The organism is Gordonia sp. McavH-238-E, from assembly GCF_022348225.1.
GTDB lineage: Bacteria > Actinomycetota > Actinomycetes > Mycobacteriales > Mycobacteriaceae > Gordonia > Gordonia terrae.
The window spans coordinates 40,994-60,249 of record NZ_JAKRFE010000011.1 but is presented as its reverse complement, the minus strand read 5'-3'; the positions used below and the strand labels follow the sequence as shown (position 1 = coordinate 60,249).

The 19,256-nt window shown below is 67.7% G+C and carries 20 protein-coding genes; 8 read left to right on the top strand and 12 right to left on the bottom strand.

Going from position 1 to position 19,256, the window contains the following annotated elements:
* The first annotated feature begins 8 nt into the window (after positions 1 to 8).
* Positions 9 to 2,381: a protein kinase gene (locus tag MHN80_RS17710; RefSeq protein WP_239402829.1), complete on the top strand. Its 2,373-nt coding sequence runs from the start codon at positions 9 to 11 to the stop codon at positions 2,379 to 2,381.
* Here MHN80_RS17710 and MHN80_RS17705 read toward each other — a convergent pair whose 3' ends face one another.
* Positions 2,382 to 3,143 (bottom strand): IclR family transcriptional regulator, encoded by a 762-nt coding sequence (locus MHN80_RS17705; protein ID WP_239402828.1) that lies wholly within the window; start codon positions 3,141 to 3,143, stop codon positions 2,382 to 2,384.
* Positions 3,144 to 3,260: 117 nt separating this feature from the next.
* On the opposite strand from MHN80_RS17705, the gene MHN80_RS17700 reads away from it, so the two are divergent.
* Positions 3,261 to 4,535: an aldolase/citrate lyase family protein gene (locus tag MHN80_RS17700; RefSeq protein ID WP_101820281.1), complete on the top strand. Its 1,275-nt coding sequence runs from the start codon at positions 3,261 to 3,263 to the stop codon at positions 4,533 to 4,535.
* Positions 4,532 to 5,347: a bifunctional allantoicase/(S)-ureidoglycine aminohydrolase gene (locus MHN80_RS17695; protein ID WP_064571290.1), complete on the top strand. Its 816-nt coding sequence runs from the start codon at positions 4,532 to 4,534 to the stop codon at positions 5,345 to 5,347. The genes MHN80_RS17700 and MHN80_RS17695 overlap by 4 nt, the downstream gene beginning before the upstream one ends.
* A gap of 12 nt (positions 5,348 to 5,359) precedes the next feature.
* Here MHN80_RS17695 and MHN80_RS17690 read toward each other — a convergent pair whose 3' ends face one another.
* The 11 genes from MHN80_RS17690 to MHN80_RS17640 form a co-directional block, all read right to left on the bottom strand.
* Positions 5,360 to 5,566 carry a ferredoxin gene (locus tag MHN80_RS17690; protein ID WP_239402827.1) on the bottom strand — a complete coding sequence of 69 codons (207 nt, stop codon included), beginning with the start codon at positions 5,564 to 5,566 and terminating at the stop codon, positions 5,360 to 5,362.
* 28 nt (positions 5,567 to 5,594) lie between these two features.
* Positions 5,595 to 6,068: a group 1 truncated hemoglobin gene (locus tag MHN80_RS17685; protein WP_086535395.1), complete on the bottom strand. Its 474-nt coding sequence runs from the start codon at positions 6,066 to 6,068 to the stop codon at positions 5,595 to 5,597.
* A gap of 11 nt (positions 6,069 to 6,079) precedes the next feature.
* A complete protein-coding gene (locus tag MHN80_RS17680; RefSeq protein WP_239402826.1) occupies positions 6,080 to 7,153 on the bottom strand; it encodes a phenylacetaldoxime dehydratase family protein in 1,074 nt (357 codons plus the stop codon).
* 62 nt (positions 7,154 to 7,215) lie between these two features.
* The gene (locus MHN80_RS17675; RefSeq protein ID WP_239402918.1) at positions 7,216 to 8,052 is read right to left on the bottom strand and encodes a CbtA family protein; all 837 of its coding nucleotides are present in this window, start codon (positions 8,050 to 8,052) and stop codon (positions 7,216 to 7,218) included.
* A gap of 20 nt (positions 8,053 to 8,072) precedes the next feature.
* Positions 8,073 to 8,303 (bottom strand): CbtB domain-containing protein, encoded by a 231-nt coding sequence (locus tag MHN80_RS17670; RefSeq protein ID WP_239402825.1) that lies wholly within the window; start codon positions 8,301 to 8,303, stop codon positions 8,073 to 8,075.
* Between the two features lie 46 nt (positions 8,304 to 8,349).
* A complete protein-coding gene (locus tag MHN80_RS17665) occupies positions 8,350 to 8,766 on the bottom strand; it encodes a nitrile hydratase accessory protein (protein ID WP_239402824.1) in 417 nt (138 codons plus the stop codon).
* The gene (nthA, locus tag MHN80_RS17660; RefSeq protein ID WP_086535295.1) at positions 8,763 to 9,368 is read right to left on the bottom strand and encodes a nitrile hydratase subunit alpha; all 606 of its coding nucleotides are present in this window, start codon (positions 9,366 to 9,368) and stop codon (positions 8,763 to 8,765) included. The genes MHN80_RS17665 and nthA overlap by 4 nt, the downstream gene beginning before the upstream one ends.
* Complete coding sequence (nthB, locus tag MHN80_RS17655; RefSeq protein ID WP_239402823.1) at positions 9,365 to 10,096, bottom strand: nitrile hydratase subunit beta; 732 nt, start codon at positions 10,094 to 10,096, stop codon at positions 9,365 to 9,367. Before nthB ends, nthA begins: the two co-directional genes overlap by 4 nt.
* An 82-nt stretch (positions 10,097 to 10,178) precedes the next feature.
* Positions 10,179 to 11,738: an amidase gene (locus MHN80_RS17650; protein ID WP_239402822.1), complete on the bottom strand. Its 1,560-nt coding sequence runs from the start codon at positions 11,736 to 11,738 to the stop codon at positions 10,179 to 10,181.
* A gap of 341 nt (positions 11,739 to 12,079) precedes the next feature.
* Positions 12,080 to 13,453 (bottom strand): ABC transporter substrate-binding protein, encoded by a 1,374-nt coding sequence (locus MHN80_RS17645; protein WP_239402821.1) that lies wholly within the window; start codon positions 13,451 to 13,453, stop codon positions 12,080 to 12,082.
* Between the two features lie 48 nt (positions 13,454 to 13,501).
* A complete protein-coding gene (locus MHN80_RS17640) occupies positions 13,502 to 13,876 on the bottom strand; it encodes a helix-turn-helix transcriptional regulator (RefSeq protein WP_239402820.1) in 375 nt (124 codons plus the stop codon).
* A gap of 118 nt (positions 13,877 to 13,994) precedes the next feature.
* On the opposite strand from MHN80_RS17640, the gene MHN80_RS17635 reads away from it, so the two are divergent.
* From MHN80_RS17635 to MHN80_RS17615, 5 genes are all read left to right on the top strand, one after another.
* Entirely contained in the window at positions 13,995 to 14,657 is a 663-nt protein-coding gene (locus tag MHN80_RS17635; protein ID WP_239402819.1) for a response regulator transcription factor, read from the top strand.
* Positions 14,658 to 14,660: 3 nt separating this feature from the next.
* The gene (locus tag MHN80_RS17630; protein WP_239402818.1) at positions 14,661 to 16,106 is read left to right on the top strand and encodes a HAMP domain-containing sensor histidine kinase; all 1,446 of its coding nucleotides are present in this window, start codon (positions 14,661 to 14,663) and stop codon (positions 16,104 to 16,106) included.
* 115 nt (positions 16,107 to 16,221) lie between these two features.
* Positions 16,222 to 17,613: an MFS transporter gene (locus MHN80_RS17625; RefSeq protein ID WP_004020228.1), complete on the top strand. Its 1,392-nt coding sequence runs from the start codon at positions 16,222 to 16,224 to the stop codon at positions 17,611 to 17,613.
* A 9-nt stretch (positions 17,614 to 17,622) separates the two neighbouring features.
* Complete coding sequence (locus MHN80_RS17620; RefSeq protein WP_239402817.1) at positions 17,623 to 18,561, top strand: TAXI family TRAP transporter solute-binding subunit; 939 nt, start codon at positions 17,623 to 17,625, stop codon at positions 18,559 to 18,561.
* Between the two features lie 32 nt (positions 18,562 to 18,593).
* Positions 18,594 to 19,250 carry an LGFP repeat-containing protein gene (locus tag MHN80_RS17615; protein ID WP_239402816.1) on the top strand — a complete coding sequence of 219 codons (657 nt, stop codon included), beginning with the start codon at positions 18,594 to 18,596 and terminating at the stop codon, positions 19,248 to 19,250.
* Positions 19,251 to 19,256: the final 6 nt, after the last annotated feature.

Sequence of the window (19,256 nt, the reverse complement as noted above, 5' to 3'; positions counted from 1 at the left end):
GTGACGCCGTGCCGTTGAGTCCCGGCACCCACATCGCCGGCTATCGGGTGGTCTCCCAGCTCGGTGCGGGCGGTATGGGCGAGGTGTACCTCGTCGAGAACCTGCAGCTGGAGCGGCGCGAGGCCCTGAAGGTGATCTCGACGGCGGTCAGCGCCCAGCCCGGGTTCAACCAGCGCTTCACCAACGAGGCACGCACCACCGCGAAGCTCGACCACCGCAGCATCATCACCATCCACCAGTACGGCATCGAGGACGGGTCCCCGTGGTTCTCGATGAGCTACGTCGACGGCAAGGACCTCACCGACGAACGCCTGACGCCCGCCGAGGTGTCGACGGTCGTCTCGCAGGTGGCCGACGCTCTCGACTACGCGCACCGCCATCATGTGGTGCACCGGGACATCAAGCCGGCCAACATCCTCGTCACCCGCGATCCGGCGACGAATGCCGTCGAGCGCGCCCTCGTACTCGACTTCGGCATCGCCAAACTCGCCGGCTCGGCGAATCTGACCGGTACCCACTCCTTCATCGGCACGGTCGCCTTCTCGGCCCCGGAGACACTCGAGGGAGCCGACGCCACCGCGCGATCGGATCAGTACTCGTTGGCCTGCACGGCCTACGCACTGCTCGCGGGGCAGCCTCCGTTCGTCGGTCAGTCCGAGCCGTCGGTGATGCTGGGACACATCCAGCGTCCGGTCCCCCACATCGGCCGGCTGCGCGGAGACCTCGCCCACCTCGACCCGGTGTTCCAGCGCGCGTTGTCGAAGAACCCCGCGGCCCGGTACCCCGATTGCCGCAGTTTCGCGGCGGCATTGCAGGCGGCTCTCGATTCGCCTGCCGCACAGGGCAACACGATGGTCGCCGGCTCGGTGCCCCCACCCACTCTCGTCGGTGGCGGCACGGGTGGCGCGCCGGCCCCGCACCCCTCGGGACCCCAGCAACAGTTCGGCCCACCCCACGGCCAGTACACGCCTCCTCCCCAGGCGACGATGACCGGGCCGTCCGGCCCGCAACCGCTGATGAACAAACCGTCGGGGCCGCAGCCCATGTACTCGTCGGCACCGCACCTCTCTGGCCCGCACGCCCAGCCGGTCCACCCCCAGCCCGGTTACCCCGGCATGCCCCCGGTCCCGCCGAAAAAGAAGAAGCGGACCGGGCTGATCGTCGCCGGCGTGCTCGGCGCCGTGCTGCTGCTCGTGGTCGCGGCCGTCGTCGGGCTGGCCGTCATCGGCAGCACCGTCGACGACCCCGAGAAGGCCGCCGTCGCCCAGCCGGTGGTGAGCACCAACTTCGGCAGCAGCTGCGCCGTGGTCAACGGCAGCGTGCACTGCTGGGGCGACAACGACACCGGGCAGCTCGGCGACGGCACGACGACCCCGCACACCCGCCCGGTCGCGGTGACCGGGGTCTCGAACGCCACCGCGGTCACCACGGGCGGCTACCTCACCGGCGAGAACGCCTACGTCTCGACGGCATGCGCCATCGCCGCGGGCGACGCATTCTGTTGGGGCAACAACCATTACGGCGAGGTCGGCAACGGCGCCAGCGGATCGACGGTGGATGCCGCGACCAAGGTCGGCACCATCTCCGACGTCAAGGCGATCTCCACCGGGTGGGGCACCACGTGCGCCGTCGCCGGCACCGACGCCTACTGCTGGGGCAACAACGAATACGGCCAGCTCGGCAACGGCGGCGGCACCGACCCGGTGTCGGCCCCGGTCAAGGTGCCCGGACTCGGCGTCGTCACCGACATCGCGACCGCCTACGGCACCACCTGCGCGGTGTCGGACGGCTCGGCGTTCTGCTGGGGAGCCAACGACAACGGGCAGATCGGTGACGGCACCACGACCGCGCGATCGGCACCGGTCAAGGTCGGCTCGCTGACCGACGTCACCGACATCGCCATCGGCGGTTATCACGAGGCGGCCGATGACGACGACCCGAACACCAACACCAGCACCTACTTCCAGACGACCTGCGCGGTCGCCGGCGGTGACGCGTGGTGCTGGGGTTCCAACGCCTACGGTCAGATCGGTGACGGCACCAGCGAGACCCGACAGACACCGGTCCAGGTCGGCAATCTGGGCGGGGTCTCGGCCATCTCCACCGACTGGGGCACCACCTGTGCGGTCTCCGACGACCGGGCCTTCTGCTGGGGCGACGACGACCGCAGCCAGCTCGGTTCCACCGGCGGCTCGGTGAAGATCCCCCGCGAGGTCTCGACCCTGACCGACGTCACGTCGATCTCGACCGGCAACGGGACGTCCTGCGCGATGTCGGCGGCGTCGGTGTACTGCTGGGGCTTCAACAACGACGGTCAGATCGGTGACGGTTCGAGCGGCGACGGCGCGAACCGCACGACGCCGACGAAGCTCACCATCTGACTACGGCTCGCGCGACCCGATCAACGCCTCGGAGACGGTTCCGGCCGCGGTCCGCAGGGCGCCGACCGCGCGAGCGCGCAGGTCGTCGTCGAACCGGGCGACCGGCCCGGAGATGCCGACCGCCATGGGCGTGGGGGCGCCGGGCACCGCGACGGCCATCCCGCAGACCCCGACCTCGTGTTCCTGTTCGTCCGTGGCGACGCCCTGGGCGCGGACCTGCTCGACGGCGGCGAACACACCGGACAACGACGTGACACTCCACTCGGTGGCCGCGGTCAGCCCGGCCTGCGTGACGTGTTTGAGGATGCGCGCGTCGTCGAGCTCGGCGAGCACGGCCTTGCCCACTGCGGTGTTGTGCATCGTCACCCGGCGGCCGACCTCGTTGTTGGTGCGCATGCTGTGCGGGGACGGCACCTGAGCCACGTAGATGACCATGTCGCCGTCGAGGACGGCGAGACTCGCGGTCTCGCTGAGCTCGGTGACCAACGACGCGAGGACGGGTGCGGCCACTGCGCCGAGCTGCCGGTTGGCCACCTCACCGAGACGGATCAGCCGGGGGCCGAGGGCGTACGACCGGTTCGGCAGCTGACGGACGTATCCGATGCCCACCAGCGTCCGCAGGAGCCGGTGAATGGTCGGCGGCGGCAACGGCGATTCCGCCGACAGATGACTCAGCGAACACTCGCCACCGGCGCGTCCGATGAGTTCGAGCAATTCGAAGGCCCGCTCGACGGACTGCACACCGCCCGAGTTCCCTGGCATCGCCACCTCCATATTTCGGCCTCACGCTACGTTCCATCATGTGAAACCACAATCAGGGTGTAAACTCCGCCTTGCGGAATAGTTTTTCCACAATCCAGCGGATGGAGGGAACGCGTCGTGAGCGTGCAACCCGGTCGCCTCGGTGCGGCCTTCCTCGCCGGCGTCGACGCCGCCCTGGCACCGGCGGACGCCATCCTGTCCGATCGGTATCCGGGTGACGACGGCAGTCGGCAACCGGTTCACACGGTGTACGTCCCCGCCGACCGGTACACCGCGGACCTCTCCCAGAGATGGGGCCGTGCGGCGCTCGACACGGCCGCCTCGCACGGCGGGCTCGCCGCGATCGCGCGGGCGACCGTCGCCCACACCGACTCGACAGCCTCCGCGCTCGCGGATCTGGTGGAGGGCAAGCTGCGCTCCGAGCCCATCGAGGACCTGCGTATCGACTTCGAGGACGGCTATGGCGTCCGGCCCGACGACGAGGAGGATGCGGCGGTCGCCGCTGCCGTCGCCGCGGTCCGTCAGGCCGGTGACGCCTCGCCACCGTTCCTCGGCATCCGGTTCAAGTGCTTCGAGGCCGACGTCCGCGCGCGCGGCCTGCGCACCCTCGACCTGTTCGTCACCGGCCTGGCGGAGACCGGCGACCTCCCGGCGGGGCTGACGCTCACGCTGCCGAAGGTCACCTCGACCGATCAGGTCGCCGCGATGGTCACCGTCGCCCGCGAACTCGAGCGGGTCCACGGACTTCCGCAGGGACGCATCGGTTTCGAGATCCAGGTGGAAACGCCGCAGTCGGTGATGAGCGCCGACGGCACCGCGGCCGTGGCGCCGATGATCCAGGCCGGCGAGGGCCGGGTGACCGCACTGCACTACGGCACCTACGACTACTCGGCCTCCCTGGGCATCGCGGCGGCCTATCAGTCGATGGAGCATCCGGTGGCCGACCACGCGAAGGCCGTGATGCAACTCGCGGCGGCGGGTACCGGCGTGCGGCTGTCGGACGGATCGACGAACATCCTCCCGGTCGGGGACGCCGAAGCCGTCGAGGCCGGTTGGGCCCTGCACGCGCGACTGGTCCGCCGCCACCTCGAACGCGGTTTCTACCAGGGGTGGGATCTGCATCCCGCTCAACTGGTCACCCGATTCCTGGCCACATACGCCTTCTATCGCGACGGATTCGATTCCGCCGCAGTGCGTCTGCGGAACTATGCGCATCGCATCGAGTCGTCGGTCCTCGACGAGCCGGCTACGGCCCGCGCCCTGGCCGGCTTCATCCGGCGCGGCGAGGTGTGCGGAGCGCTCACCGTCGACGAGGTCGAGACCGCGACCGACCTGCCCATCGCGGAGGTGCGCGAACTCGCACTCCCCCACTCACAGAGGACGGCCCGATGAACGCGACACCGTACTACACCCCCGCCGGCGGACTCCCGCCGCAGACCGACCTGCTGAGCGACCGCGCGGTCGTCACCGAGGCGTACACGGTGATCCCGCGGGGAGTCCTGCGTGACATCGTCACCTCCGTCTTCCCCGAGTGGACCGACACCCGCGCCTGGGTGCTCAACCGCCCCGTACCCGGTGGCGCGCAGACCTTCGCGCAGACCATCGTCGAGGTCGCCCCGGGCGGCGGATCGGATGCGCCCGAACCACAGTCGGAGGTCGAGGGTTTCGTCTTCGTCACCGCCGGTGCGCTGACCGTGACCGTGGACGGCGAGGAACACACGCTGACCGACGGCGGGTTCGGCTACCTTCCCGCGGGGACGCCGTGGTCGGCGCACAACCGGGGCGACGTCCCGGCGTCGTTCCACTGGATCCGCAAGCGCTACGAGCCGATCGCCGGCCATGAGCCTGCCCCGAAGTTCGGCAACGAGCGCGACATCGAGCCCACCGCGATGCCCGACACCGACGGCGCCTGGCGGACAACGAGAATGCTCGACCCGCAGGACCTCGCCTACGACATGCACGTCAACATCGTGACCTTCGAGCCGGGCGCCTCGATCCCCTTCGCCGAGACCCACGTGATGGAGCACGGCCTGTACGTCCTCGAGGGCAAGGCCGTCTATCGCCTCAACGAGGACTGGGTGGAGGTGCAGGAGGGCGACTACATGTCCCTGCGCGCCTTCTGCCCGCAGGCCTGCTACGCCGGCGGACCGTCGAACTTCCGCTACCTGCTGTACAAGGACGTCAACCGGCAGATCGTGCTCTGAGCCCGGCGGTCCTCAGATCTCCGACACGGCGATGGCGTGCGCGGGGCATGCTTGCGCGGCGTTGCGGACGACATCGACGGCTTCGGCGGTGTCGATGGAGTCCGTCGTGGTCTGCGCGCGACCCTCGGTGAACTCGAAATGAGCCGGGGCCACTGCGACGCAGAGACCCGCGCCGATACACCGCAGAGACACTTCCGCTTGCCACTGTCGACGACTCACGACCATCTCCCTCGTCCTGGTCGCGGTATCAGCCGGCCGCGGGTGCCGGCCAGTGCACGCCCACGCTCTTCATGCCCTGCATGACGTCCATGTCAGGGTGTTCCCTGAGGACGTCCTTGAACGACGGGCTGCCGACCACCACGGACTTGAACGAGCGCAGGAAGGCATCGACCTCCTCTGCTTCCCGTTGCGGGATACCGAATTCGGCGTAGGCGGGGGTGACGATGTCGTCGAAGAGAGCGTCCCAATACTCTTCGGTGATGCCCATCCCCCGGTGCGCGGTGGCCATATCGGGTCCGTGGTAGGTGTGCGGACCACCCCAGTGCATACCCAGGAATTCGACGAATCCGCTGATCTCCTCCTGGACTTCGGCCTCGGTCTTGTGATTCCAGATGTGGCCGATCGTCGGGTTCAACATCGCCCGCACCACCAGGGTCCGGGCCAAGAACTTCACCGATTCGAGTCCGCCCAGGCGGTCATAGAGGCTTGCTTGCTCTGTCATGTCGGTTTTCCTTACGCGTCGACGGTTGCCGCGACGACCGCGTCGCGCATCATTCCGGTCGCCGGATGGCAGTTGATGTACTCGAAGAGTTGGCTGGCGCCGTCGGCCACCGACACCTCGTGGTACAGCCGCAGCTTGTCCAGGTCGGTCGCCACTTTGAAGAACGTGGTGAAGATCCGGAGATGGGTGGGGTGCGATTCTGCCCAGCGTTCGAGCTTCTCCAGTGACCGCCAGTGCCCGATGTTGTAGGTCTCGTCGACGGGATTGCCGTCCAGATCGATGTTCTGGACGAGACGGTTGCTGTAACAGCCCACGTCGGCACCGTTGTCGCGAAGGAAGTCCATACCCGCCTGCAAGGTCGGTTGGATCTCGTCGAGGTAGAGATCTCGCTCGGCCTGTCCGGCCTCGCGCCAGTCCTGGCCGGAACGGATCAGGGCAATGTTGTCATGCCCTGCGACGACGACGCGGCCGCCGTGCGCGGGATCTCCGTGGACCACGCGCAGCGACTCGTCGCGTCGCGGTTGCATCCAATCGTTCTGCGACAACGGGATTCGTTCGCGCATCGACCCCCAGTAACCGTGCTCGTTGATGTCGCCGCTGATCCCGTTCATCAGAGCGCCCACGCCGGGCAGTTGTTCCTGAAAGGCGTACAGGGTCTCGAACTGGTCGACTCGCGGCGACACGATCTCTCGGAAGTACCCGAGGGGTCCGGTCTCGCGGTCGGTGGACGACCACCAGGAGTCGATGTCGGGGCTGCTCATCCACCTGCCGAAGGCACTGGGATCGCTCCAGTAGCCGACGATCATGAAGTTGTCGTAACCCTTGTTGTCGGCGTGGTGCGTGATGTCGTGATGGGCGGGTCCGTCGGCGTGCTCGAGGCTCGCCGCGATCTGCCGGACCGCCGCGAGCGCCTCGGTCCGGTGTTCGGCACCGGATGACTGCACACCCAGGTACGCCATGGTGACCTGTTGTATCCGGTGGTCGGCGCGGCCCACCCACATGGGGAAGGGCGGTTCGTAGTCGTCGGGTACTCGCCGCGAGATACTGCGCGGACAAGTGAGGTGGGTGTCGATCGCTGATTCCATCGGGGGCTGATCCTTTGGCCTGTGAGTCGGGTCGGATTGCGGTGTCGAGCTGAGTGATCGAGTCAGGAAAGCGGTGCTCTGCGGGCGCCGGTGGCCGCGTCGACGGAGCCGTGATCTCGGGGCGCGCGGAGAACTCGGTGGGCAAGCAGTGCGAACGATGCGGCCAGAGTGGTCCACAAGAGTGCGTGATCGGCGATGGTGTACATCCGGAAGTCCCCCAGTACATCGGCGGGAAAACCCGGATAGGCGATGCCGGTCCCGTCCATGAGCGGCCGGGGGACCTCGTCGAAGCTCGGCAGGGCGAGAGCGGCGACCACGACGGTCGTCAGGTACAAGAGGACACCGACCAGCGACGAGGTCAGTCCACCCAGCCGCGGTCGCAGCCACACGACGACCACGGCCACCGCCGCGATGGCGGCGAGGACCGACACCACCGTGATGGTGAGGAACGCGCTGGTGCGCGACCCGATGGTCTCGCCGCTGCCGACCGCGGGCGGGTTGGCGGGAAAGACGAGGAAGGGAACCGCGAACACCGAGGTGAACCCGATCGCGCCGACCGCTGCCGCCACCCACCGCGGGTCGGTGCCGGGGTAACGCTTGCCGACGAAGCTCCAGAGAACGGTGAAGGCGACCGCGAACACCGCGCCCATGCACAGAGCGAAGGCGGCGGTGCCCACGGCGGCACCCAGATTGGCCTGCATCGCCCGGCTGAAGACCTCGCCGTGATCGTGCGAGTGCCCGCCGGCACCCTCGAGTGCCTCGTGCGCGGCCGAGCGGCCCTCCTCGTAGGAGATCGCCGCACTCACCTGTGGCTGAAGGAAGATCCGGGCGAAGACGTAGGTCACGATTCCCGAGATCAGGCCGGCGCCGAGACCCGCGCCGATGAACTTCTTCTCCATGGTCTGATGTCCGAGTGTCGTCAGTGGCACGGGAAGCCGAGGAAGTGGCGGGCATCGTGCACGAACTCGTGAACATGGGTGTCGGACCCGAAGATCGACACCGCCCCCTGGTCGTAACCGATGAAGTAGTACACGAGCAGGGCCAGCGCCATGGTCAAACTCAGTGTGAGTGCGACACTGGCGGTCTCGAGATGGGGTACCGCCCAGCTGGGCGCGGCAGAGCGGGTGGTGGTGGTTGCGGTGGTGGACATGACGTTGCTTCCTTACGATCGAGCGGGTTGGGCGATGGCAGTGGACTCAGGGCGCGGAGGCCGGGTCGATCGCGACCGGTTCGAGAATGGCTTTGTGGTGGTTGCGATTCGGCGGCGCGGCCAGAACCCGGGCGGTGCGTCCGGCAACGTCGCCCGGATGCACCGCGCCGATCTCGGAGAGGACCTGTTCGAGTGCGGTGACCCAGTGCCGGTAGTAGGACCAGGATTCATCGGACAGGTCCTCGACCGAGCTCTCCCACTCCTGGATCGACGCGATCAGCGCACCCTGGAACTGCGCCCACTCGTACTGCCCGCCCTGGTGGGCGGCCACGGCGAGGGCGAAAGCCCTGATCTCCCAGGGGCTGTCGAACGCGAGATCCTCGGGTCGGCCACCGGGCAGATCGCAGACGAGATCCTCGACGATCTGCCGCTCCCGGGTCGTCGCCGGTGCGGTGGCGCTCATGACGCCGACACCTCTTTGACCGGTCCGACACCGATCATCGAGTCCCGGGTCACCAGCTCGGCGAGTTGGTCTTCGGTCCAGCCGTCGGTGCCGGCGGGTCGCTGGGGCAGCACCCAGTACCGCATTTCCGAACTCGAGTCCCAGATGCGGATCTCGGTGGATTCGGGGACGTCGTACCCGAAGTCCTCGGCCAGGACCTTGCGCGGCTCGCGCACGATTCGCGACCGGTACTGCGGTTCCTTGTACCAGTTCGGCGGCAGACCGAGGACCGGCCACGGATAGCAGGAGCACAAGGTGCACACGATCGCATGGTGCACGGAATCGGTGTCCTCGAGCACACGCATGTCCTCGCCCTGCAAGCCGCTGATACCCAACTCCTTACAGGCCTCGGTCGCGTCGTCGAGGAGGCGTGCGCGGTACTCCGGATCCGACCATGCCTTGGCCACCACCTTCGCGCCGAGCTGCGGGCCGACCTCGTTCTCGTAGATGTCGACGATTCGGTCGACCATGGACGTGGTCATCACGCCGTTCTCGATGAGCATCGACTCCAGCGCCTTGACGCGTGCGGCGATCTCTTCCTGGCTCGGTACTCCGTTGCTCATTGTTGTGCTCCTTCTGTGGCGGATCTTTCTGTGGCGAATCCTTCTGGGGCGAATTCGATGTAGGGGTCCCACACGTCGAAGTAGACCGAGCTGTTCGGGTCGGCGTAACCGGCTCCCCACAGTTCCTCGGCGGCGAACTTCACCGTGTAGACGTGTTCGGGGTCCTCACCCAGCCCGTTGCCTGCGGTGTCCGGGTAGATGAAGGAACCGTGGTGCGCGACAATGGTTCCGGTCTTTCCGCGCACGTATCGTGCCCGTCGGGTGTGACCGAGCGGGCTGACGTCGGTCACCGTGACCACGTCACCCGCCCGGAACCGAGCAACCTTGTCGGTCTCGCGGATGGCGGTCGCGCCCGCAGGGACGACAGCATTGACGAACTCGATGAGCTCCTCGGACTGCTCGTGCTCGGGCAGCGGGGCATCCGGGTTCGCGAGGTAGTACTCGGTGCGACGATCGAGTTCGGCCGGATCGATCGCTCCGGCCGCGATGGCATGGTTCTCGATCGAATACAGCCAGTGCTCGTAGTACGGGGCCTTCAGATAGACCGCGGGGTCCATCTTCTCCATGCCGTGGCGAAACGAGTCGACCCCGAAGTACCCGGCGCGGAAGCACGCCGGGAACATGGTGAACATCGGCTTCTCCCATTCGGCGCGGAACACCGGCTCGTCGTCGACCACGACGACCGCACCGAGACCGTCGGTCCCGCCCAGATCGAAAACACCGTTCATGCGAACTCCTCCTTGGTTTCTGGCGATGGCGACGGGTTCGCACACCGCTCGAGCGTTGCGGTCGGCGTAGCGGCTTGCCTGCTCACGACGGGGCACTGACCGATGTCATCCGTGGGGTCGGGAATCCACCGACCAGCTGCTCGAATGCATACCCCACGCGCAGCACGGTCGCATCGTCGAAGTGCTTGCCGATGATCGTCATCCCCACCGGCAACCCGCCGACCTCGCCGGCCGGAATCGACAGTGCGGGATGACCGGTCACATCGAGAGGTGCGGTATTGGCCAGCATCCCCAGCGCTTTGGTGACGTAGGTGGCGCGATCGACGCCCGGTTCCGGGAGTTCGGTGGCGACATACGGCAGGGTCGGCATCACCAGGACGTCGTAGTCGCGCAGGGCCGCGTCGTAGGCCGCTCGGATCAGCGGCACGAGGTTGCGGGCCTTGCCGTAACTGGCGCCCCCGAGAGCCGTAACGCCGTGGTGTCCGCAGAGCGCGACGAGTTTGACCGTCTCGGACAGATCGTTCGCGTGCTCGATGCGGCGCTGGGCGAAGTAGGCCATCTGTTCGGGATCATAGAGACCACTCGCATTGAGGCCGTACCCGTTGCCGTCGAGCATCTGGTAGGCACCGCCGTCGGTGGCGATCACGTTCCAGACATGGAATGCGTCGCGATGCCACGCGACGCTCGTCTGCTCGACGACCGCACCGGCGTCGGCGAACCGTCTCGCCGCGTCCTGCACCACCGCGTCGACCTCGAGCTGAGAGGCATCGTGTCCGAAACCCTCGGTTACCACACCGATCCGCAACCCCTGGACCCCGTCGGCGAGACCCGACATATAGTCGCTCGGAGTGATCCCTTCGGGTTGGCGGGGGTCGAGTCCGTCAGCACCGGCGATCACCGACAGCATCAGAGCCGCGTCGGCGACCGTGCGGGTGATCGGCCCCACGTGGTCGATGGTGCGCTCGATCGGGAACGCGCCCGTGTAGGGCACCAGACCGAACGTGGGCTTGTGCCCCACGACCCCGCAGAACGAAGCCGGTATTCGGATCGATCCACCCTGGTCCCCTCCGATGGCGAGATCAACGTCGCCGTTGGCGACCAGGGCAGCGCTGCCGCCCGAGGATCCGCCCGCCTCACGTCCCGGATCCCACGGGTTGCGCACCGGTCCGGTGGCGGGCGTGAAGCTCGATCCGGAGAAGCAGAGGTCCTCGCAGACAGCCTTTCCGGCGATCTCGGCACCGGCCTCCAGCAGCCTCGAGACCACGGTGGCGTCTCGTGCAGGGATGAACCCCTCCAGTGAGCGCGAGCCGTTCATCATCGGCACCCCGCCCACCGCGACATTGTCCTTGATCGCCACCCGCCGACCTGCGAGCCGCGCGTCAGCCGGCTCGTCGGCGGTGATCGAGGTCCGTATGTACCACGCGCCCAACGGATTCGACTCCGCGCCGGAGGCCGCGACATATTCCCTCGTCGGCGCGACCGGTGCCGCCGATGCGGCATACAGATCGTCGACCACGTCGTAGGACCCCAGGGCGCCGTCGACCAGCTCAGCGAACTCGGCACGATCCGCAGCAGTCAGACTCAGGCCGAAATGCGTTGCTGCAGTACTTATCTCATCCACACCAGGACGACGAACCGACATGCTCTCTCTCCTTTTCGAGGCGGAACGCGAGACCAACTCCCCGCCAGTGCGCCTTCTCGCTGATGAACGATCCCGAGTCTAGGAACCCGTGGATGAATGAGTCAATAGGTATCGACACATCGACTTATTAAGATCGTGTTTCGCCGATGTTCTCCACCTCCCGTGGGCCGCTGACCGACCCGATGCGACTGTGCGGCAGCACATTAAGACGCACCACCAGCCCTCACGAGCCCCTCGTCCGGAGGTCCGGTTCAGAAGCCACCGTGGCGCGCGTCACATGGTCAAAACGTAGTACCCCGGGACAGATATGTCAATGAGTGGCGACGCATAAACTCTTTGGACTAGCGCGGATGCAGGGTTCCGTGTCGCGACTCCGCCAGGAGAATGGGCCGGGAGGGCGAGTGCCCGGCAGTGGCGGCATCCGCAATGAGTTTGCGCCGCAGCCCGTCTCTGTCCATGTCGGGATCAGTCGACATCTCCTGCCCGTACGCCTTGATGGCTTCGTAGGTCGTCTCGGACAACGAGCTCATCGGTGGCATCAGGCCGTGCAGCTCGTGCTGGTAGCGACTCTCGAGATCGCGATGGGCGTCGAGAGCACCCTGGAAGTACGCGAATGCCGCCCAGACACCGTCGGCAGCCGTGTCACCGATCAGCTGCAACGTCGCCTCGTCGAGCACGAGCGCAAGCGTTCTGGTCCGGGCCCGCAGTCCTCGCTCGGCGCATTGCCGTTCGAAGACGACCTCGTCCCGCCCCACCAGCGACGACAGGATCAGCTCCGCGCCGGACGCCTCGATGGCGTCGATGGTCGCGGTGAAGTCCTGAGTCCCCAGGGGGAGGTAGGTGTCCCCTAGAACCGACCCGTGGTTCTCGGCAACCACGCGGCGGGCCGCCCAGTGCGCTCCATAGGACCACGAGTAGCGGTGACCGACGAAAAACCATCTACGGCTACCTGTTTCAGCCATCAGCGCAGGCATCGCGGCTCGCGCTTGCGCCAGCGGCCGCTCTCCCAGTCGCAGTGTCGTGGGGCTCGGCCTCCCACCTTCGTTCAGGACGGTGTGCACCAGCAACACATCTTTGCCCTGCAGGACAGAGGCAGCAGCATTGAAGGTCGCCGAGGTGACACATGCGAAGATCACCCGGCATCCGCTGCGCAGCAACCTGGTGGCGGCGGTTGCTCCCGCCATCGACTCTGAGGCATCGTCACCGACCAGCAACTCGACGGGAACACCGCCGACGCCACCCCCGGCATTGATCTCATCGACGGCCAACTGGGCCAACATCTCGGTGGCCTGGGCGAAGACCGCCGCGGACCCGGACTTGCTGACCAGCAATCCGATTCGGTGCCGGTCCGGCCGGAGCGGTTCGGGCGGACCGAACCCGCGCTTGTGGGCCAGCCAGGTCACGCCGTCCCGATCCAGACTGGACTCCACGACCACGCGCGAGCCACTGCCGTCGGCGAAGAATCGTACGGTGAGCCGACCGCGCCACGGCTGATGGTGCACGATCACCACGGCCTTGCCCCACCGAACCGACGCGAGATGTCCCAGCAGGGTGATGGGCATTCCCGCGACACCTTGGCCGCCGCCGACGGGGAGGGACACCGTCACCGCCGCACCCACTTCCAGCCTGGTGCATTCCAGATCGAGCAATCCGCCGGCGGCGAATCGGCCGAATGCGACGTCGGGCGGATCAGCGGTGGGAATCTGGGCAGTCACGGAAAGAGTCGGCACACAACACCCCCGGATAGCCGGAACAGCGCCAGGCTACGCTTGCCGCCGCGCCTTCGCCTCGTCCTCACGGATATCGGGGGCCGCGGCGTCGCCGGTGGCTTCCCCCGCACCGAGCGCCCGCTCCAGCACACCCTGCAGGAACTGCAGGGCGTCGTTGGCCGGGCCGGCCGGGTCGATGGAGAAGTAGCGGTTCCGCCCCGCACGCCGCTCGACGACGACCCCGGACATCTTCAGTGCCTTGAGATGAGTCGATACGGTGGTGCGACCGACCGAGGAGATCTGGTCACTGATGAACCCGGCACTGCATTCGCCGTGGGACGCGAGTGTGTCCAGGATCTGTCGGCGAACCTGGTCGGCCAGGGCAGCAAACACCAGCTCACGACTCTGCTGATCGTTTGTCGTGCTCATGGTCGTTCATCCGTCCGCCGAGGAACCAAATCCGTCAATAAGTATCAACATATCGTATCGACGGACTCTACGGCTAGTCACGGCAGCCGCGGTCTGGGCGCATCGTACCGTGGACGCGATGCGTATCGCGGTGGTAGAGGACGACGACGGGGTCGGTGATGCGCTCGTCGACGCCCTGACCGAGGTCGGTCACGAGCCCCGCCGGATGCGGCGCGGCGCCGATCTCCTACTCGGTCATCGAGATGTCGACCTCGCGCTGCTGGACCTGGGCCTGCCCGACGACGACGGTCTGACCGTGTTGCGCCGCTTGCGGACCGTCAGCGAGCTGCCGGTGGTGGTGCTCACCGCGCGGCACGACGAACGGTCCGTGGTGCGGGCACTTCGGGCGGGCGCCGACGACTATGTGGTCAAGCCGGCGCGGCTGGGTGAGTTGATGGCGCGCCTGGAGGTGGCCGCCCGCCGCCGCGTCGTCGATGCGCCTGCCGTCGCCGAGCGACGGATCACGACCGGCGACATCGTGGTCGACCTCGATGCGCGACTGGTCACCGTGGCCGGCGTCGACGTGGCCCTGACCCCGAAGGAGTTCGAACTCCTCGGGCACCTCGTCGCGCGGCGCGGCGAGGCGGTCAGCCGCGAACAGTTGATGGATGCGATCTGGGGCGACGCCCATGTCGCGATCTCCCGAAGCCTCGACGTCCACATGACCGCACTCCGGGCGAAGCTCGGCAGGCCGGGCGTGATCGAGACGATCCGCGGGTTCGGCTACCGGTGGGGTTCCTGAACGATGTGGCGGCGCGTGCTGCTCGTGCTCGTCGCCTACTCGGCGATCGTGGTCCTGGGCCTGGCGGTCCCCCTCGCGACGACTGTGAGTCGCGAACGGCTGCAACGGTTCACCGAGAGCCGGACCGCGTCTGCGATCTACTTCGCCGACCTCGCCGATCGGGAACCGGAGATGCGGGGTACCGAGTTGCAGCGGGCCGTCGAACGCTATCGCGATCTCTACGACGAAGGTGTCGTGGTGGTCGACCGAGCCGGCACGACGCGCGCCTCGGCCGGCCTCTCGGCCCGGTCACCGGAGGTCGCCGAGGCCGTGTCCGGGGCATTGCGCAATCAGCGCACCCGGATCGCGTCGGGACTGACACCGTGGTCACCCGAATCGGTACTGGTCGCCATGCCGATAGGTACGGGCACCCAGGTCGATGGTGCGGTCGTCATCCAGGCGTCGACGTCGGCGGCGACACGCGATGTCGCCAGGACGTGGGCCGTGATCGCCGGCGGAGCCGTCGCGATGCTCGTGATCGGTTCCCTCATCGCGGTTGCGTTGTCGCGGTGGATGGTTCGCCCACTCACCGCGTTGACGGCACGGGTGCGATCACTGCGCGCCTCGGTCATCGACGGCGGTCCGACACCGGTCGGACCGGCAGCGGATGAAACGCCCCAGGGCGGACCGCCCGATCACCGGCACACCGGCCCGCCGGAGGTCCGCGAGCTGTCCCGGATCTTCGACGCGATGGCAGCCGACGTCGAGAACGCCACCGGCGCCCAGCGCCGCCTGGTGGCCGACACCGCGCACGCACTTCGTAATCCGCTCGCGGCCGTGCGGTTTCGTCTCGACACCCTCGGGCTCGGATTGACCGGCCGCTCGCTCGAATCACATGAGAAAACCATCGTGGAGATCGACCGGCTCGACCGCATCGTCGACGACCTGCTCGTCCTGGCCACCGCCGAGTCGCGGCCCGCCGGCTCCACCACGGGGGTCTGCGACGTCGCCGCCGTACTGGTCGAACGGCACGACTTCTGGGCGGATGCGCTCGCGGATGCCGGGCTGTCGGCGTCGATCGTCTCGCCACCCCGACCGCGGTCGGTGATCGCCGCGCTCGACGAGGACGACCTCATCCGGGCGATGGACGTCCTGATGAGCAACGCGGTCAGCCACGCCGGGAAGGGAGCCCACGTGGAGTTGGGTTGTCGGTCCGAGGGCGCGCGAACCCGGATCTGGGTCGCCGACACCGGCCGCGGCGTGACGGACGACGAGTTGCCGCGCGTCACGGAGCGGTTCTTCCGCGCGTCGACCGGCGGCGTACCGGGGTCCGGACTCGGGTTGTCCATCGCTGCGGCCCTCGTCGACGCGGCCGGGGGCGAGCTGAGGGTTGCTGCCGGACGTCCCACCGGACTGCGGGTGGACCTCTGGATCCCGGCAGCGGAGGTCGACGTGGAGGACCTCTCCTAAGGGAGTGTTAGGAAACGTCGATCGGCTTCCGTTTCGCCTGTGACTGCATTCACAGTGTTAGGGGCACCGACGCCGGACCGGGTCGGGAGCACGTTCGACGATCTGGAGGACCCCGATGACCGACTCGCCCACCCGGCAGCCCGCGGACGCCCGGAGCGCACCGCCGACCTCGTCGGCCGCGGCGACGCGCCGTGCCGTGCTCAACACCCTGCGCGGGTCCTCCGGCAACCTCGTCGAGTGGTACGACGTCTACGTCTACACGGTGTTCGCGACGTACTTCGAGAGCCAGTTCTTCGACTCGGCCGACAAGAACTCGACCGTCTACGTGTACGCCATCTTCGCCGTCACCTTCCTGATGCGGCCGGTCGGCTCCTGGTTCTTCGGCCGGTACGCCGACCGTCGGGGCCGACGGGCCGCGCTGACCTTCAGCGTGTCGCTGATGGCGGCGTGCTCCCTCGTCATCGCGCTCACACCGGGTCGCGAATCGATCGGCGTGTGGGCGGCGGTCGTCCTGGTGCTCTGTCGTCTGGTGCAGGGATTCGCCACCGGAGGCGAGTACGGCGCGTCGGCCACCTACATGTCCGAGGCGGCCACCCGCGAGCGTCGCGGCTTCTTCTCGTCGTTCCAGTACGTCACGCTGATCGGCGGACACGTGCTGGCACAGCTCACCCTGCTGGTGATGCAGGTGTTCCTCGACAAAGAGCAGATCTCCGACTTCGGTTGGCGCATCGCGTTTCTCATCGGCGGTGTGGCCGCGGTGGTCGTCTTCTGGTTGCGCCGCAGCATGGACGAGTCGCTCACACCGGAGCAGTTGGAGGCCGTGCGCAGCGGGGCCGACTCCGAGTCCGGATCGATTCGCGAACTCGTCGTGAACTACTGGCGTCCCCTGCTGGTCTGCTTCCTGGTCACGATCGGCGGCACCATCGCCTTCTACACCTACAGCGTCAACGCACCGGCCATCGTCAAGACCGCCTACGAGGACCACGGCCGCACCGGGACCTGGATCAATCTCATCGGTCTGGTGTTCCTGATGGTGTTGCAGCCGATCGGCGGAATGATCAGCGACAAGGTCGGACGCAAACCCGTCCTCATCTTCTTCGGCGTCGGCGGTGTCCTGTACACCTACGTCCTGATCACCTACCTGCCCCAGACGACCTCGGTGGCAACGTCGTTGACCCTGCTAGCCGTCGGCTACGTGATCCTCACCGGCTACACCTCGATCAATGCGATCGTGAAGGCGGAACTGTTCCCCTCGCACGTCCGTGCGCTGGGAGTGGGTCTGGGTTACGCGCTCGCGAACTCGGCGTTCGGCGGCACCGCCCCGCTGATCTACCAGGCGGCGAAGAACGGCGGTCATGTCCCGTGGTTCATCGCCTACGTCACGATCGTGATCGCCGTGTCGCTGATGGTGTACATCTTCGTCCTGCGCAACAAGGCGGAGACGCCGCTCGATCGCGAGCAGGGGCGGGCCTTCCTCGACGCAGGGGTCGGCGCGCGACGGGCCTAAGGTGGCACCATGTCGTTCGCGAGCGGGTCGGTGGGCCGGCGGACCATGCTCCGCGGTGCCACCGGCCTGGGCGCGCTGCTCCTAGTGTCCGCGTGTGGGACCGAGCGCGGGGCGCCGGTCCGCCTGGCCGCCGGCGAGTCGGGCGGGTTCTTCTGGGAGTTCGCCGGACTGCTCGCCGCGGCGGCCGACCGGTCGGGCGCGCCGCCGATCCGCCCGCGTCGATCCGGTGGCTCGGCCGAGAACCTCGACGCCCTGGCAGAGGGTTCCGCAGACCTGGCCATGAGCCTCAGTGACACGGCCATCGAACGTGCGAATCCACAACTGACCGCTCTCGGTTGCGTGTACGAGAACTACTTCCAGGTGGCCGTCCGCGCAGATTCCGGCCTCGCGACGATCGCCGATCTGCGCGGACGGGTGGTGAGTGTCGGCGCGCCGGGTTCCGGTGCCGCGGGACTCTCCGAGCGGGTACTCGTCGCGGCCGGCCTCGACGCCGACCGCGACATCCGGCCGGTTCGCCAGACCATGCGGGACGCCGGCTCGGCGCTCGCCACGGGAGCGGTCGACGCCGTCATGTGGGCGGGTGGTCTGCCGACCCCGGCATTCACCGACCTGCGCGTGCCGATCGCCCTCCTCGATCTCGGTGGAGTCGTGGCGGCCTTACGACGGGAGCACGGGCCGGCGTACGAGCCCGTACGCATCCCGGCCGACATCTACGGCCGACACCCGGCGGTCACCACCGTCGGGGTCGCGAACCTGCTGCTCGCCCGTCGGGATGTGCCGGACGCGACCGCCGCGGCCGTCGTCGATCTGCTCCTCGACGACTCCGCACACCTCGTACCGTCGCAGGCGATCGGCAGTCAGTTCCTCGACGCGCAGTCATTGATCCTCACCGGCCCCATCCCCCTGCATCCGGGTGCCGCGCGTGAGTATCGCCGTCGGCACGGGTGAGCACACCTGCCGTTCACCGTTAGGGTGAGCACATGAAGCAGATGGCTTCCCGCCGCACCGAGTTCGTTACCGGATTGTTCGTGGTCACGCTGATCGCCGCCGGGTGCGGCACCTCAGATGCCGACGACTCACCCACAGGAGTCCCGACGACCGGGTCGTCGACGACGACCGCAGCGGCCGGCGACACGACGGCCCCCTCCCCTGTCGCGCAGAATGCCACGCCCGAGCCCACCGAGGTGACGGTGATGGGCGAGGACGACGTGGAGGTGACCCTCACCGGTCCGATCGCGGTGAAGTACGGGTCCGCGACGGGGGCACAGCGAGAAGCCCTGGGCAAGCCGCTGACCGGGGATCACAACGCGGGGACGCGCGAGAGCGGCGTTGTCTATCAACAGTTCCGCGGGGGTGTGATCATCGCGAAGAACAGTGACGCCGGAACGCCCGCCTACATCGTCACCTCCGGCAAGATCCGCGACGCGTGGAACACCGAGCGCGGGCCGGACGGGGTCCCGTTGCTCACCGGCACCAACGGTTCGGCCGGACCGCTGGGTGTTCCCACGAGCGACGTGACAGTCGACGGAGACCTCGAGGTGGTGACCTTCGAACACGGCAGGATCACCGAGAACACATCGACGGGCGAGGTGACCGTGACGGTCAACGGCGAGACTGTTCCGGCGGGTCTGAAGTAGCCGATG

What these genes read in the sequence shown, in the direction of transcription:
- MHN80_RS17705 (WP_239402828.1), bottom strand. Translation starts at nt 3,143, where the DNA reads ATGCCAGGGAACTCGGGCGGTGTGCAGTCCGTCGAGCGGGCCTTCGAA.
- MHN80_RS17695 (WP_064571290.1), top strand. Translation starts at nt 4,532, where the DNA reads ATGAACGCGACACCGTACTACACCCCCGCCGGCGGACTCCCGCCGCAG.
- MHN80_RS17685 (WP_086535395.1), bottom strand. Translation starts at nt 6,068, where the DNA reads ATGACAGAGCAAGCAAGCCTCTATGACCGCCTGGGCGGACTCGAATCG.
- MHN80_RS17680 (WP_239402826.1), bottom strand. Translation starts at nt 7,153, where the DNA reads ATGGAATCAGCGATCGACACCCACCTCACTTGTCCGCGCAGTATCTCG.
- MHN80_RS17675 (WP_239402918.1), bottom strand. Translation starts at nt 8,052, where the DNA reads ATGGAGAAGAAGTTCATCGGCGCGGGTCTCGGCGCCGGCCTGATCTCG.
- MHN80_RS17670 (WP_239402825.1), bottom strand. Translation starts at nt 8,303, where the DNA reads ATGTCCACCACCGCAACCACCACCACCCGCTCTGCCGCGCCCAGCTGG.
- MHN80_RS17665 (WP_239402824.1), bottom strand. Translation starts at nt 8,766, where the DNA reads ATGAGCGCCACCGCACCGGCGACGACCCGGGAGCGGCAGATCGTCGAG.
- nthA (WP_086535295.1), bottom strand. Translation starts at nt 9,368, where the DNA reads ATGAGCAACGGAGTACCGAGCCAGGAAGAGATCGCCGCACGCGTCAAG.
- nthB (WP_239402823.1), bottom strand. Translation starts at nt 10,096, where the DNA reads ATGAACGGTGTTTTCGATCTGGGCGGGACCGACGGTCTCGGTGCGGTC.
- MHN80_RS17650 (WP_239402822.1), bottom strand. Translation starts at nt 11,738, where the DNA reads ATGTCGGTTCGTCGTCCTGGTGTGGATGAGATAAGTACTGCAGCAACG.
- MHN80_RS17640 (WP_239402820.1), bottom strand. Translation starts at nt 13,876, where the DNA reads ATGAGCACGACAAACGATCAGCAGAGTCGTGAGCTGGTGTTTGCTGCC.
- MHN80_RS17635 (WP_239402819.1), top strand. Translation starts at nt 13,995, where the DNA reads ATGCGTATCGCGGTGGTAGAGGACGACGACGGGGTCGGTGATGCGCTC.
- MHN80_RS17630 (WP_239402818.1), top strand. Translation starts at nt 14,661, where the DNA reads ATGTGGCGGCGCGTGCTGCTCGTGCTCGTCGCCTACTCGGCGATCGTG.
- MHN80_RS17625 (WP_004020228.1), top strand. Translation starts at nt 16,222, where the DNA reads ATGACCGACTCGCCCACCCGGCAGCCCGCGGACGCCCGGAGCGCACCG.
- MHN80_RS17620 (WP_239402817.1), top strand. Translation starts at nt 17,623, where the DNA reads ATGTCGTTCGCGAGCGGGTCGGTGGGCCGGCGGACCATGCTCCGCGGT.
- MHN80_RS17615 (WP_239402816.1), top strand. Translation starts at nt 18,594, where the DNA reads ATGAAGCAGATGGCTTCCCGCCGCACCGAGTTCGTTACCGGATTGTTC.